Source organism: Massilia sp. MS-15 (assembly GCF_020176695.1).
Classification (GTDB): Bacteria; Pseudomonadota; Gammaproteobacteria; order Burkholderiales; family Burkholderiaceae_D; genus Telluria; species Telluria hydrophila.
In genome coordinates, this window is the sequence record NZ_JAIWIA010000027.1 from 56,845 (window position 1) to 71,105 (window position 14,261).

Sequence of the window (14,261 nt, forward strand, 5' to 3'; positions counted from 1 at the left end):
TGCGCCGGACGGCACCGTCAGCGGTAGAAGAGTTGCTGCAGCACGAACTTGATGATCTGGATCAGCACGAAGGCCACCAGCACCGACAGGTCGATTCCGCCCACCGGCGGCACCACGCGCCGGATCGGACGCAGGATCGGCGTATTCAGCGCGTGCACGAAGGGCGCCAGCGGCGCATGCGGATTGACCCAGCTGAACACCACCTCGATGATCAGGAGCGCCATGAAACCATACAGGATCCAGGTCAGGAAGCGGTACAGCGCATGGGTCAGCATCATTTCCCACGGCACTCCCGCCACCAGCAGCAGCGAGCTGGCCAGCAGCACCACCAGGAAGGCGCCGATCAGGCTCGCCCAGTCATAGCCGCCCATGCCGGGTACCAGGCGCCGCAGGGGCAGCACCAGCCAGTCGGTCAGGGTGAAGATGAAGTGGCCGATCTGCTGGGGCGGACGCACGCGGATCGCCTGCATCCAGAAGCGCAGCAGCAGCATTCCTCCCAGCAGGCTGGCAGCGGTATCGACGATAAACTGGAGAATGGACAGCACGTAGGCTCCTCAAAAAAAAACCGCCGTGTGAAAATCACACAGCGGTATTTTGCCTGATCCAGGCAAGACTCGCCATCGAGCCTGGATTATGGGCGGCTGCTGGTCGGGAATGGCCAGGCGGCTGCCGGCGACAGCGTGGTTTTTGCCGCCGGAGCTGGCGCGGTTGCCTTGCTGTCGGCCTTGCCATCCGATTTCGAATCGGATTTCGATTCGGGCTTGGTGTCGGCTTTTGCCTCGGCCTTGGTTTCCTGCTTGGAATCGGCTTTCGAATCCGCCTTGGTGTCGGCCTTGCTATCGGCTTTCACTTCCGGTTTGGTATCGGCTTTGGTTTCCGGTTTCGATTCGGCTTTTACTTCCGGCTTGGCTTCGGCTTTTGCAGCAGGCTTGGCGGCAGCGGATTTGGATGCTGCCGATTTAGCCGGCGCAGCGGTTTTGGCGGGCGCAGTCGATTTGGCTGGAGCAGCCGATTTGGCCGGAGCAGCCGATTTAGCCGGTGCTGCCGATTTAGCCGGTGCTGCCGCTTTCTTGGCCGCAGGTTTGGCAGCGGCTTTCGCCGGCGCGGCGGCTTTGGTCGCGGCCGCTTTCTTCGCCGCCGGCTTGGCTACCGATTTGGTGGCAGCGGTTTTAGCGGCGGTCGCTTTCTTTGCGGCTGGCTTGGCGGCGGCTTTTGCAGCCGGCTTGGCAGCCGTTTTCTTGGCTGCAGGTTTGGCGGCCGATTTTGCTGCCGACTTGGTTGCCGATTTTGCCGCGGTCTTGGCAGCCGATTTCACGGCAGGCTTGGCGGCTGCTTTCTTGGCTGCAGGTTTAGCAGCGGCTTTCTTGGCTGCAGGTTTAGCAGCGGCTTTCTTGGCTGCAGGTTTAGCAGCGGCTTTCTTGGCTGCAGGCTTGGCTGCCGCTTTCTTTGCTGCAGGTTTTGCTGCCGGCTTGGCGGCGGCTTTCTTGGCGGCCGGCTTTGCTGCAGATTTAGCAGCGGCTTTCTTGGCTGCCGGCTTGGCGGCCGCTTTCTTTGCTGCAGGTTTTGCTGCCGGCTTGGCGGCGGCTTTCTTGACGGCCGGCTTGGCAGCGGCTTTCTTTGCTGCAGGCTTGGCGGCTGCTTTCTTTGCTGCAGGTTTTGCTGCCGGCTTGGCTGCCGCCTTCTTCGCTGCCGGCTTGGCTGCGGTCTTTGCAACCGGTTTTGCAGCGGCTTTCTTCGCTGCCGGCTTGGCGGCGGCCTTGGTGGCGGCGGCCTTGGTGGCGGTGGTCTTGCTTGCGGCGGTCGACTTGGTCGCGGCGGTAGCGCGCTTGGCCGCAGGCTTGGCGGCGGTGCCTGCCTTCTTCGCTGCCGGCTTGGCGGCGGTCTTGGTCGCGGTGGCCTTGGCGGCCGGCTTGGCGGCGGCGGCTTTCTTCGCTGCCGGTTTCTCGGCGGCTGCCTTTGCTGCCGGCTTGGTGGCCTTCGTCACGGACGAAGGCGCGCTTTTTGCTGCTGCCTTTGCTGCTGGTTTCTTAGCGGTTGCCATTTTGATTCTCCTTCATCTGCGATGAGAAATACGCTCAAGGTTAAAACCCGACCACCCATTGCTGGCGGGCGAATTATTCATCGGACCAAACCGCCAGGCAATTTGGGCCAATGAATCCGGCACCGGCTGAACTGCTGCAATTCCTCACAATTGCAGCGCTTCAGCCAAGGTCGACAGGCAACCGACTCAATGCGCTTTCACATCGCTACCCTCTCGGGCGCGAAAAGAAAAAGCCGCCTTGCCTGAACATGGTCAGGCAGTGCGGCTTGTTCTTTTCGCTTCGCTTACGTGCATACTGATTGAATCAGTGTCCTATTGTTTCGATCGATTACTGCCTGGATGGACGCGACAATATCACATGTTCACGTTTTGACAAATTCAATCATGTAAAGTACACGAAAACCTTGTGAGCGCGCAACCCGGACACGGCAAATCAAATCGCGTTTTCCGCCTTGAATAGCGGCGTTTCCACATTCCCGGCACAGCCCGCATCATTTGAAACGCTATTCCAATTACGCCGATGCCGCAGCGCTTTCGTATCGCTGCGCACCGCGCCGTTTCGCGCCGGACGCTGTCAGGCCAATTCCCCGGAATCCGCTATCGGGCCGCAACGCAGCCGACGAATTGATCAGCCCTTCCCGCTTGGACCAGCCGATATGGCAAACGTGCCCGCGACATGCACGCGATATTGCGCACTTCCTAGTCGACGACCCGCAGCAGGTCCATCTTGCACAGCCAGGCCAGCCCGCGCAGCAGCATCGGCCGGTCGCAGGGGCCGAGCGTGTCGATCAGTTCCTCCACCTCCAGCGGACGCGGGCCGATGGCGCCGAACAGGCGGCCGAAGTCTTCCAGTGTCGGCAGTGAAGCCGCCGCGAAACGGTTGATCGCCAGCTCGCGGTACTGATTGACCCGTGCCAGCGAGGCATCCGGCGCCAGCTCCACCAGCGAGGCCGCGCCGAGCGCGCGGGTCGGGTAGCTGGCAAACAGGCGGAACGGATCGGGACGGTCGGGCGCGCGTGCGGGCAGCGGCGGCGCCAGCACCGGGTCGGCGCGCCGGCGCTCGGCCAGTTCGTCCCACAGGGCGCGGTAGCGCCTGAAGATCACGCTCCAGTCGAACTCCGATCGGGCCCGGGCACGCCCCTGGCTGCCCAGGTGCTGGCGCAGGCCCGCGTCGCGCACCAGGCGTCCGTAGGCCTGTGCCAGCAAGGCCCCGTCCAGGGCCACCGCCTGGCTGGCGTGGCCGCAGTACATGTCAACGCTGTCCACGCCATCGTCGTAGCGCAGCGCCAGGTCGGGACCCGCGCCCGGTCCCGGCATCACGGTCGGGATGCGGTAGCCATCGACGCCGTCGCGCACCGTGTCGCGGTAGCCGTTCCAGTCCGAGACCACGCAGGGCAGCCCGGCCGCCATCGCTTCGAGCGGGGCCAGGCCGAAGCTCTCCTGGACATTGTCGGCCAGCGAAGTGAACACGTCGGCGGCGGCCCAGGCATCGCCCTGCTGGTCCGCCGCGCGTCCATCCAGCTCGACCAGGCGCACCGAGGGACACAGCAGCGCCGCCGCTTCGCGGAACGCCGCCTCGACGGCCTCGCCGGCGGACCAGCCGGCAATCAGGAGGTGTACCCGCCGCCCGCCCTTCTCCGCCCGCTCCAGCGCCGTGAACATCTGCTGCGGATGCGACTTGGCATGCAGGGACAGGCGGCCCAGGTAGAGGAAGGCGACATCGTCCGCGCCGAGACCGAAGCGGGCGCACGCTTCCTGGCGCCGCGCCGGGTCCGGCGCCAGGCTGTCGCAGTGCACGCCGAGCGGAATCAGGGGCAGCTGGGGCAGCTCGAAGCGCTGCGCCCCGAGCCGCGTGCGCAGGTAGTCGGCCTGCTCCTCGACCAGCACGCGCAGGCTGTCGCGCACCGCGCGCGAGGTGCAGATGATGGCGTCCCAGCCGCGCACCGGCGCCACCAGCAGGCTGGTCACCATGCCCATCGTCTCGTGCGAGGCAATGGCGTGCGTGATGCCGCACAGGCTGTAGCGGTCCTGGCCGGCGGCCAGGCGGCGCCAGGCCAGGCGCGCGATGCCGGGATCGGGGTGGAGCAGGCAGCCGAAGCGTTCCAGTTCCTGCGGTGCGGACTGCGGGACCCAGGCCAGGCTGCCCGCATGGCCCTGTTCGCGCAGGGCCGCCGCACACGCCTCGACGTGGCTGCGTTCGGAAGCGAAGCAGCCCAGCTCGCCCACCTCCGGATCGCGTGCGATCGCGCGCAGCAGGCCGACGCCCGCCGACTGGCGGCCCATCAGTTTCTGGCCGGCGGTGGAAAAGGCCTCGGGAAGATAGTGTAGGGCGAAGCGCTTGGCCATGCGGTCTCCTGCGGCCACGCGCATGCGCCGGGGAGGCGGCGCAGGGCTGGCCTGTCGCGGCCATCATAGCGGGCGCGCGCGGACCGCGGCGCAGGCCTGCGGGCGCGGGCGCTGTGGCATCAGTCGCAGGCGCTGCCACCCTCGGCAATCCACCACTTCCCGCCGCGGTAGGCAAGGAGCACGCCGGCGATGCAGGCTTCATTCGGCGCATACTGCAGCGCCACGCCTTCCCCGCGCCATTCGACCGTTACGCGCCAGGCCTGTCCCTTGGCCATCACTTCGCGCACCAGTTCCTCGCTAGGTGGCAGGTACACGACATCCGGGTCGGAGCCGGTGTCTTCGTAGGTCATTTTCGTCCGGGGACCCAGCAGCAGCCTGACCTGGCGCGCATTGGCGGGCGTGGCGGGCGCGCACAGGAGCGTGTCGACCGCCCGCCACAGTGCCGGCGTGGCGGGAAGCTTCAGCCGGTCCAGCGAGGCCTTCAGGGCCTTGCGCTCGCCGGTCTTGCACGCATGCGGATACCGTTCGCCATGGACGTCCAGGTCTTCATGCGCCTGCGGCGCAGCGGTGGCGGCGGTGGTGATGCTTCCAAACAGGCCCGCTGCCAGCAAGCCCGCGAGGTGGCAGGAAAAGCGGCGCATCGTCTTCCTTTCAATGAGCATGTGCCTTGGTGGTGGCCAGCGCATGCATTAGACAGGCTTTGCCGGAAAACCGCCTCCGTTAACGACAAAGGCCCGTCACGATGGACGGGCCCTGTTCACGCACACCGCAAAGATGCGCGGTGTGACATCAATCCCAGCTCAGCGCACCGCCGGTCTGGTACTCGGTCACGCGGGTCTCGAAGAAGTTGCGCTCCTTCTTCAGGTCGATCATCTCGCTCATCCACGGGAACGGGTTCTCTTCGTTCGGGAACAGCTGGTCCAGGCCGATCTGCACGGCGCGGCGGTTGGCGATGAAGCGCAGGTAGCCCTTGAACATCGGGGCGTTCAGGCCCAGCACGCCGCGCGGCATGGTGTCTTCGGCGTAGCGGTATTCGAGGTCGACCGCCTGCATGAACAGGACCTTGAGCTCTTCGCGGAAGGCCGGGGTCCACAGCTGCGGGTTTTCCATCTTGATCGTGTTGATCAGGTCGATCCCGAAGTTCACGTGCATCGACTCGTCGCGCAGGATGTACTGGTACTGCTCGGCGGCGCCGGTCATCTTGTTCTGGCGGCCGAGCGCCAGGATCTGGGTGAAGCCGACGTAGAAGAACAGGCCTTCCATCAGGCAGGCGAACACGATGATCGACTTCAGCAGCTTCTGGTCGTTTTCCAGGGTGCCGGTCTTGAATTCCGGATCGGTCAGGACATTGATGAACGGGATCAGGAACTGGTCCTTGTCGTGGATCGATTCGATCTCGTTGTAGGCGTTGAAGATCTCGCGCTCGTCCAGGCCCAGCGACTCGACGATGTACTGGTAGGCGTGGGTGTGGATCGCCTCCTCGAAGGCCTGGCGCAGCAGGTACTGGCGGCATTCCGGCGCCGTGATGTGGCGGTAGGTGCCCAGCACGATGTTGTTGGCGGCCAGCGAGTCGGCGGTGACGAAGAAGCCGAGGTTGCGCTTGACGATGCGGCGCTCGTCTTCGCTCAGGCCGTTCGGGCTCTTCCACAGCTCGATGTCGCGCTGCATGTTCACTTCCTGCGGCATCCAGTGGTTCGCGCAGCCGGCCAGGTACTTGTCCCATGCCCACTTGTACTTGAACGGCACCAGCTGGTTCACGTCGGTCTGGCCGTTGATGATGCGCTTGTCGTCGGCGTTGACGCGCTTGGCGACTTCGGCGGCGGCAGGTAGCGCTTCGCCGGCGGCTTGCGCTGCGCGCGGGGCTGGTGTGGTGCTTGGTTCGTCGTCCCAGGAGAGCATGTGTTTGTTCCTTCTTTCGTGACTGCGTCCGCGCGGGGCGGACGGTCGTATTGGTTCAGTAAAGTCAGCGGCGATTCAGTGGTGCGGCCCGGCGCTCATGCCGGCCCGCACCCGATGTCGCTGAGTGACAGCTTATTGGCAAGCCTCGCACTCGTCGAAGCCGGCGTCGCCCGGACGCAGGTAGCAGGCGGCGCCTTCCACCACTTCCGCGCTTGCCGCCGCAGGTGTTGCCGATGCGGCGGCCACCGGGCCGTTCGCTGCCGCCGGGGCGCCGGCCGGCGCGGCATGGCCGGCCACCAGGCCGCCCGAGACCGGCACCGCGTTCAGCGCGCCGGTACGGGTGGTCGACTTCTCCATGTGTGTCGCCGCGATGGTGCGCAGGTAATACGTGGTCTTCAGGCCGCGCAGCCAGGCCAGCTTGTACGTTTCATCCAGCTTCTTGCCCGAGGCGCCGGCCATGTAGATGTTCAGCGACTGGGCCTGGTCGATCCACTTCTGGCGGCGCGAAGCCTGTTCCACCAGCCACTTCGGCTCGACTTCGAAGGCGGTCGCGTAGATGTCGCGCAGGTCTTGCGGCACGCGGTCGATCTTGGACAGCGAACCGTCGAAGTACTTCAGGTCGGCGATCATCACTTCGTCCCACAGGTCGCGTGCCTTCAGGTCGCGCACCAGATAGGCATTGATCTCGGTGAACTCGCCCGACAGGTTCGACTTCACGTACAGGTTCTGGAAGGTCGGCTCGATGCAGGCCGACACGCCGATGATGTTCGAGATGGTCGCGGTCGGGGCGATCGCCACGCAGTTCGAGTTACGCATGCCGAAAGCTTTGATGCGCTCGCGCACCACGCTCCAGTCCATCGATTCGCTCGTGTCCTGCTCGAGGTAGCCGCCGCGTTCCTCGGCCAGCAGCTTGATCGAGTCCTGCGGCAGGATGCCGCGGTCCCACAGCGAACCTTCGTAGGTCTCGTAGCGGCCGCGCTCCTCGGCCAGTTCGGTCGAGGCCAGGTAGGCGTAGTAGCAGACGGCTTCCATCGACTTGTCGGCGAATTCGACTGCCTTGTCCGAGGCGAAGGGCACGCGCATCATGTGCAGGCAGTCCTGGTGGCCCATGATGCCCATGCCCACCGGACGGTGGCGCAGGTTCGAATTGCGCGCCTTGTCCACGGCGTAGTAGTTGATGTCGATGACGTTGTCGAGCATGCGCATCGCGGTGCGGATGGTCTTCTGCAGCTTGGCGTGGTCCAGGCCCTCGCCCTTCATGTGCTGCGGCAGGTTCACCGAGCCCAGGTTGCAGACGGCGATCTCGTCGGCGCTGGTGTTCAGGGTGATCTCGGTGCACAGGTTCGACGAGTGCACCACGCCGACGTGCTGCTGCGGCGAACGGATGTTGCACGGATCCTTGAAGGTGATCCACGGGTGGCCGGTCTCGAACAGCATCGACAGCATCTTGCGCCACAGGTCGAGCGCTTCGACCTTCTTGTACACGGTCATTTCGCCGCGTGCGGCCTTGGCTTCATAGGCGACGTAGGCTTCTTCGAAGGCCTTGCCGACCTTGTCGTGCAGGTCCGGCGTTTCGCTCGGCGAGAACAGGCTCCAGTAGCCCTTTTCCATCACGCGCTTCATGAACAGGTCCGGAATCCAGTTCGCGGTGTTCATGTCGTGGGTGCGGCGGCGGTCGTCGCCGGTGTTCTTGCGCAGGTCGAGGAATTCCTCGATGTCCATGTGCCAGGTTTCCAGGTAGGCGCAGACCGCGCCCTTGCGCTTGCCGCCCTGGTTCACGGCGACGGCGGTGTCGTTGACCACTTTCAGGAACGGCACCACGCCCTGCGACTTGCCGTTGGTGCCCTTGATGCGCGAGCCCAGTGCGCGCACCGGGGTCCAGTCGTTGCCCAGGCCGCCGGCGAACTTCGACAGCAGCGCGTTTTCCTTGATGGCGTCGTAGATGCCTTCCAGGTCGTCGCCCACGGTGGTCAGGTAGCACGAAGACAGCTGCGAACGGCGGGTGCCCGAGTTGAACAGGGTCGGGGTCGAGCTCATGAAATCAAAACTCGACAGCAGGTTGTAGAACTCGATGGCGCGCGCTTCGCGGTCGCTTTCCCTCAGGGCCAGGCCCATCGCGACGCGCATGTAGAAGGCCTGCGGCATCTCGATGCGGGTTTCGCGCACGTGCAGGAAGTAGCGGTCGTACAGGGTCTGCAGGCCGATGTAGCCGAACTGCAGGTCGCGGTCGGCGACGATGGCTTTCGCCAGGCGCTCGAGGTCGTAGGTGCCCAGCGCTTCGTCCAGCAGCTCGTTCTGGATGCCCTTGGCGATGTACTGCGGGAAGTAGGTGATGTATTCGGCAGCGGCGCCAGCCTGCGGCACTTCATGGCCGAAGACTTCCTTGCGGATGGTATGCAGCAGGATGCGCGCGGTGACCTGGCTGTAGGCCGGGTCTTTTTCCATCAGTGCGCGGGCGGCCAGGATGGCCGACTTGTACAGCTCCTCGACCGGCACGCCGTCGTACAGGTTCTTCAGGGTCTCGGCGACGATCGCGTCGGCGTCGACATGCTTTTCCAGGCCCGAGCAGGCGGCGTTCACGAGGGCGTGGACGTCGTTCATGTCGAGCGGACGGCGCTGGCCGCCGTCGACCACGTGGATCTGCGGCGCGGCGACCGGGGTGCCGCCAGCGGCTGCCTTGGCGGCCTTGCGTTCTTCCATGCGCTTGGCGCGGTACAGCACGTATTCGCGCGCGACGTCATGCTCGCCCGAGCGCATCAGCGACAGTTCGACCTGGTCCTGCACGTCCTCGATGTGGAAGGTGCCGCCGTTCGGCTGGCGGCGCACCAGCGCGGCCACCACGTTGTTGGTCAGCTGTTCCACCAGCTCGCGGATGCGGGCCGAGACCGCGCCCTGGCCGCCGGCGACGGCGAGGAAGGCCTTGGTCATCGCGACCGAGATCTTGTGCGGCTCGAACGCGACCACGGCGCCGTTGCGGCGGATGACGCGATAATCGCCACGCGCGGCGATCTCGGCCGGGGTGGCGGTGGCCGCCGCGCCAGTAGCGACGTGCGGAACGATCGAAATGTCTTGTGCTGTTTGCATTGAGCCTCCAGTGGCAGCGGAACCTGCCGTCGTTTGTTTTAACCAGTCTTGTCAGCTGGACAAAATTTTGAGCAAAGCGAACCCCCGCCAGCGAAAACGATTGCTGACAATCAAGAAAAGAACAGTACGGCAGGGTGGAAAATCGCTGATGAATCAGTGGCTTGCAGAGCAAGCTTCACGTCGATGCTGAACTAGTTGCCTGTCGTTCAATACCACTATATCTAGTGTTCAACGTTGAGATCAGACTAATTGTAGTGGCTGACCCAAGTCAGGGCAAGCGAATTACTTTTCAATTTTTGGCCTTTTTTTTGCCTCGCAGGCTTGACAAGACGTTATAGCGAGACTGGCGGGCAGCTGGCGGTGAGTAAGTGCTAACCAAGGCTGCCAGCGCTGCTCATTGCGTAATCAAGGCCATCCGGGATGCATTATCCTTGTTAGTTTTGCACTGGCGAAAAGACAACAACACCCCTCAGGCATGGTCGTCCGGCGCGCAGATTTCCAGCTTCTGAATCTGGTAGCGCAGCTGGCGCACGCTGATCCCCAGCAGGGCCGCGGCCTGGGTGCGGTTGAACTGCGTCTGCTGCAGCGCGCGTCCGATGATCTCGCGCTCGACCTGGTTCAGGTACTCGGGCAGGTTGCTGGGCAAGCCGGTCGGCCCGAGCTGGGCAGTTCCCGCCATCTGCGCGGACAGCGCCGCTGGCGGCGACCCCGTCTCCGGTACCGGCGCCGGCGCCGGTTGCGGCAAGGACGGCGGCAGCGTCGCCGCAGCCGGCTGCCCGCTCCCGCCCTCGGCCGGGCGCGCCGCCTTCAGCGACAGGTCGCCGACTTCGATCACGCCATCGTTGGCGAAAGCCAGCGCCCGCTCCAGCACGTTTTCCAGCTCGCGGATGTTTCCCGGGAAGGAATAGGCGCGCAGCGCCTCGAGCACGCCCGGGCCCAGTGCGGCCTGGTTCGGCCCGGCCAGGCGCGCCAGGATCGTCGCGGCCAGCACCGGCAGGTCGTCGAGCCGTTCGCGCAGCGGCGGCAGCGCCAGCTCGATCACGTTCAGGCGGTAGAACAGGTCCTGCCTGAACCTGCCCTGCTCCACGCAGCGCGCCAGGTCCTGGTGGGTGGCGCTGATGATGCGCACGTCGACCGGCTCCTCGGCCGTGGCGCCGATCTTGCGCACGCGCCGCTCCTGGATCGCGCGCAGCAGCTTGACCTGCATCGGCAGCGGCAGGTCGGCCACTTCGTCCAGCATCAGGGTGCCGCCGTTGGCGGCCTGGAAGAAGCCGTCGCGCTCCTCCGCAGCGCCAGTGAAGGCGCCCTTGCGGTAGCCGAAGAACTCGGCCTCCATCAGCGTTTCCGGGATCGCCCCGCAGTTCACCGCCACGAAAGGCTTGCTGGCGCGCGAGCTCAGGGCGTGGATTTCGCGCGCGGCCAGTTCCTTGCCGCTGCCGGATTCGCCGGTGATCGAGATCGGCGCGTTGGAGCGCGCCAGGCGCCCGATCTGGGCGCGCAGCGCCGTCATCGCGGGCGAACTGCCGATCATGCGCGAGCCGGGCGCCGCGCCATCGGCCGGCGCCGGCGGCGCTTCCAGCAGCTTCAGGGCCGAGCGCACCATCACCCGCAGCGCGTCCAGCGCCACCGGCTTGGAGATGTAGTCGAAGGCGCCGGCCTTGAGCGCCACCACGGCGTTCTCGGCGCTGCCATAGGCGGTGATCACGGCGATCGGCGTGCCGCTGCCGGCGGCGCTCACTTCGCGCACCAGTTCCAGCCCGAGGCCATCGGGCAGGCGCATGTCGGTCAGGACCAGCGCGTAGTCATGCTCGTCCAGCAGGGCGCGCGCCTGGCGCAGCGTGGCCGCGCTGTCGACGTCCAGGCCCATCTTGAGCAGGGTGATCTCGAGCAGTTCGCGCAGGTCGGCTTCGTCGTCGACCACGAGGATGCGGGGTGCGGCCATGGTTTCCTTTCTTGTCGTCGCTAGGCGGCAGGCTGGGCGAAACTGATCACGAAGCGGCCGCTGGCCTCGGCGGCATCGGCGCCATCGTTGCCATCGTTGCCATCGTTGCCATCGGCGCCGTCGGTGCCATCAGTGCCATCAATGGCATCGAAACGGTATTCGTAGTCGAGTTGCGCATCGTTGTTCAGGCACAGCTCGCGCGCCAGGTACAGGCCCAGGCCCGTGCCCTTGCTCGAGGTGGTGTAGAAGGGCTCGAACAGGTGGGCCCGCACTTCGGGCGTGATCCCGGGGCCGTCGTCCTGCACGTGCAGCTCGATCCTGCCGGCGGCGTCGTGGGCGGGAAAGACGCGGATGCTGGCCGGCCGGCGGCTGGCGTAGCGCACCGCGTTGCCCAGCAGGTTGAGCAGCACTTCGTGCAGGTGCAGCGGATCGAAGCGTACCGCGCTGGCGCCGGGGTCGCCGATGTAGAGCACTTCCTGCGCCAGCCCGTGGGTCTCGCAGAACTCGGCCTTCAGCTCGGCCAGGAAGGCGCCCAGCCGCACCGGCTCGCCGTTCGGCTGCACCTTGCGCGACAGTTGCAGGATGTCCTCGACCATGCGGTTCACCCGCGCCACGTTGTCGCCCACGATCTTCAGCAGGCGCACCTCGGCCGGGCCGTGCAGGTCTTCGGCCAGCAGCGCGGTGGCATGGCCGATCGCCGACAGCGGATTGCGCACCTCGTGCGCGATGCTGGCGGTGAGGCGGCCCATCGAGGCCAGCTTCAGCTGCTGCGCCTGGTTTTCGATGGCGCTCACGTCCTGCATGAAGACCACGCTGCGGCCCAGCGCCACGCCGCCCGTATCGACACGCGCGAAGCGCAGCTTCAGGTGCACCGGCCCGTCGCGCCGCCCGCGCAGCGCACCGGCCTCCTGCTGGTAGGGTTTGATGGTGACGAAGGCGGCGCCGTCGACCGGGGCGCGCAGCCAGCCGGCGAATGCCTGGGCCAGCGGCTCGAGGCCGGGCGCCTCGCCCAGCCTGAAGCCGGCCGCCTCGCCTTCCAGGCCGAGCATGCGGCGCGCCGCCGGGTTGCCGGTGAAGACCGTGCTGTCGTCGCCCGCCACCAGGATGCCGTCGCCGACGTCGGCCATCACGATCCCGTTGATCACCTGCTGCACGCGCAGGTCGGCGCCGCGCTGGGCGGCCAGTTCTTCCTGCTTGATCAGGCGCGCGGCCAGCCGGTTCACCAGCAGCGCGCAGGCGAAGAAGGCGGCGCCGTACAGGCCGGCCTGCATCAGCGGCGGCTGGCGCTCCAGCATGAATACCTGCCAGGTGGCCTCCAGCAGCAGGAACAGGGTCGCCACCGCGCTGGCGAACAGCGCCAGCGAGAGCGGCGCCAGGATCGCGGTGCCGGCCAGCGGAAACAGGTAGAGGATCGCCAGGCCGCTGCGCATGCCGCCCGCATCGAGGTAGAGCAGCGAGATCACGGCCAGGTCGAGCGCCACCTGCCCTCCCAGCTGCAGCGCGAAGCGGCGCCGCCACCAGGTGGCCAGCACCGCGAACAGCAGGGCCGCGGCCAGGTAGAACAGGCAGGCCCGGGTATTCACCGCGTCCAGGCGGCCGGCGCCGCCGTTGATGCCCATGCCCAGGTAGAGCAGCAGCACCAGCGCGATGACGATGCGGGTGACGGTGAGGGTCTGCAGCGAACGCCACAGGGTCGCGCGCGATGCGGGAGACAGCAGGGTACGGACGGGCATCGGCCGGCCTAGCGCGGCGGCAGGCGCGCGTGGCCCGGCGAACAATAATCCTGGCCGTCGGCGTGCACCGCTTCCGAGGCCGGGAAATGCAGGCCGCAGTGGGCGCACTGGGTCATGTTCTCGATCCCGGCTGCCGGCGCCTCGCTGCGCGGGGGAGGCTGCACGGGCGGCTGGTGGCGCGCACCGAGCGCCTTCAGCTTGGCGCGCACGGCCAGCACCACCAGCCCCACCAGCAGGATCCAGAACAGCACGCGGCTCATGCCAGCCCCCGGTGCAGCACGACTTCCAGCACGAAGCGGCTGCCGACATAGGCCAGCGCCAGCGTGGCGAAACCGGCCAGCGTGAAGCGCAGCGCGGTCTTGCCGCGCCAGCCCTGGTAACGGCGGCCCGCCAGCAGCGCCGCGAACAGCAGCCAGGACAGCAGTGCGAACACGCTCTTGTGGTCCAGGCGCAGCGCGCGTCCGAACAGCTGTTCGGAGAACACCACGCCCGACAGCACCGTCAGGCTGAGCAGGATGAAGCCGATCCAGATCACGCGGAACAGCAGCTTTTCCATGGTCAGCAGCGCCGGCAGCTGGTCCAGCGCGCTGCCGAGCCAGCCGCCGCCGGCGGTGCGCGTGTGCAGGCGCGCCTCCTGCAGGGCCATCAGCACCGCGTGGAAGGCGGCGATGGTGAGCGTGCTGTACGCCAGCACCGCCACCACCACGTGCCAGCCGAAGGCCGGTGACTGGCCATCGAGCGGCAGCAGGCTGCCGGGGAACAGCATCGGCAACGCGCTGGCCGCGACGGCGCAGGGCATCACCAGGCGGCGCATGCCGTCGAGGGCGAAATTGCGGTTTTCCAGCCAGTAGGCGGCCACCGAGACCCACAGGGCGCTCGACAGCATGATGGCGAAGCCGACCCGCAGCCGGCCCGGCGCGAGCACGTCGAGCCCGAGCGCGGCGCCATGCGCCACCCAGGCCAGGGCGGTCACGCCGGAAATCGCGGCGCCCCGGCGCGACGGCAGCAGGGCGCACACCGCGTACAGCAGGGCCGCGGCGAGAAAGAGGGAGTTCTGCATAATAAGAGTCTACACCATCGGGAAACGGCGGGAACAGGGCCTGGCCTGGCAAGGATGGCAAGCCTTGCGCATGGGAGAGGCCGCCCGGCAGCGAATATTTGCGCTGGCGGGCCGGCGCGGCCGGACTGGGCGCCTGGCGCAAGGTAGAATGTCGGT

At 66.4% G+C, this 14,261-nt stretch carries 10 protein-coding genes; all 10 read right to left on the reverse strand.

Annotation, left to right across the window (positions count from 1 at the left end; genetic code table 11):
* Positions 1-17: 17 nt before the first annotated feature.
* Positions 18-491 (reverse strand): YggT family protein, encoded by a 474-nt coding sequence (locus LCI23_RS11480; protein ID WP_235584425.1) that lies wholly within the window; start codon positions 489-491, stop codon positions 18-20.
* Between the two features lie 140 nt (positions 492-631).
* Entirely contained in the window at positions 632-2,041 is a 1,410-nt protein-coding gene (locus LCI23_RS11485) for a transcriptional regulator (protein WP_224946597.1), read from the reverse strand.
* 699 nt (positions 2,042-2,740) lie between these two features.
* On the reverse strand, positions 2,741-4,387 hold the full coding sequence (locus tag LCI23_RS11490) for a glycosyltransferase family 4 protein (protein WP_224946598.1): 1,647 nt from the start codon (positions 4,385-4,387) through the stop codon (positions 2,741-2,743).
* 119 nt (positions 4,388-4,506) lie between these two features.
* The gene (locus LCI23_RS11495) at positions 4,507-5,028 is read right to left on the reverse strand and encodes a hypothetical protein (protein ID WP_224946599.1); all 522 of its coding nucleotides are present in this window, start codon (positions 5,026-5,028) and stop codon (positions 4,507-4,509) included.
* 148 nt (positions 5,029-5,176) lie between these two features.
* Complete coding sequence (locus LCI23_RS11500) at positions 5,177-6,286, reverse strand: ribonucleotide-diphosphate reductase subunit beta (RefSeq protein ID WP_224946600.1); 1,110 nt, start codon at positions 6,284-6,286, stop codon at positions 5,177-5,179.
* 132 nt (positions 6,287-6,418) lie between these two features.
* Positions 6,419-9,370: a ribonucleoside-diphosphate reductase subunit alpha gene (locus LCI23_RS11505; protein WP_224946601.1), complete on the reverse strand. Its 2,952-nt coding sequence runs from the start codon at positions 9,368-9,370 to the stop codon at positions 6,419-6,421.
* Positions 9,371-9,839: 469 nt separating this feature from the next.
* Positions 9,840-11,312 (reverse strand): sigma-54 dependent transcriptional regulator, encoded by a 1,473-nt coding sequence (locus LCI23_RS11510; protein ID WP_224946602.1) that lies wholly within the window; start codon positions 11,310-11,312, stop codon positions 9,840-9,842.
* A 20-nt stretch (positions 11,313-11,332) separates the two neighbouring features.
* Positions 11,333-13,045 carry a PAS domain-containing sensor histidine kinase gene (locus LCI23_RS11515; protein ID WP_224946603.1) on the reverse strand — a complete coding sequence of 571 codons (1,713 nt, stop codon included), beginning with the start codon at positions 13,043-13,045 and terminating at the stop codon, positions 11,333-11,335.
* Between the two features lie 8 nt (positions 13,046-13,053).
* Positions 13,054-13,305: a PP0621 family protein gene (locus LCI23_RS11520; RefSeq protein ID WP_224946604.1), complete on the reverse strand. Its 252-nt coding sequence runs from the start codon at positions 13,303-13,305 to the stop codon at positions 13,054-13,056.
* Positions 13,302-14,105 carry an inner membrane protein YpjD gene (locus LCI23_RS11525; RefSeq protein WP_224946605.1) on the reverse strand — a complete coding sequence of 268 codons (804 nt, stop codon included), beginning with the start codon at positions 14,103-14,105 and terminating at the stop codon, positions 13,302-13,304. The genes LCI23_RS11520 and LCI23_RS11525 overlap by 4 nt, the downstream gene beginning before the upstream one ends.
* Positions 14,106-14,261: the final 156 nt, after the last annotated feature.

Bases quoted from the DNA above. Each gene is read 5' to 3' on its own strand.
- LCI23_RS11480 (WP_235584425.1), bottom strand. From the start codon at position 491: ATGCTGCTGCTGCGCTTCTGGATGCAGGCGATCCGCGTGCGTCCGCCC.
- LCI23_RS11485 (WP_224946597.1), bottom strand. From the start codon at position 2,041: ATGGCAACCGCTAAGAAACCAGCAGCAAAGGCAGCAGCAAAAAGCGCG.
- LCI23_RS11490 (WP_224946598.1), bottom strand. From the start codon at position 4,387: ATGGCCAAGCGCTTCGCCCTACACTATCTTCCCGAGGCCTTTTCCACC.
- LCI23_RS11495 (WP_224946599.1), bottom strand. From the start codon at position 5,028: ATGCGCCGCTTTTCCTGCCACCTCGCGGGCTTGCTGGCAGCGGGCCTG.
- LCI23_RS11500 (WP_224946600.1), bottom strand. From the start codon at position 6,286: ATGCTCTCCTGGGACGACGAACCAAGCACCACACCAGCCCCGCGCGCA.
- LCI23_RS11505 (WP_224946601.1), bottom strand. From the start codon at position 9,370: ATGCAAACAGCACAAGACATTTCGATCGTTCCGCACGTCGCTACTGGC.
- LCI23_RS11510 (WP_224946602.1), bottom strand. From the start codon at position 11,312: ATGGCCGCACCCCGCATCCTCGTGGTCGACGACGAAGCCGACCTGCGC.
- LCI23_RS11515 (WP_224946603.1), bottom strand. From the start codon at position 13,045: ATGCCCGTCCGTACCCTGCTGTCTCCCGCATCGCGCGCGACCCTGTGG.
- LCI23_RS11520 (WP_224946604.1), bottom strand. From the start codon at position 13,305: ATGAGCCGCGTGCTGTTCTGGATCCTGCTGGTGGGGCTGGTGGTGCTG.
- LCI23_RS11525 (WP_224946605.1), bottom strand. From the start codon at position 14,105: ATGCAGAACTCCCTCTTTCTCGCCGCGGCCCTGCTGTACGCGGTGTGC.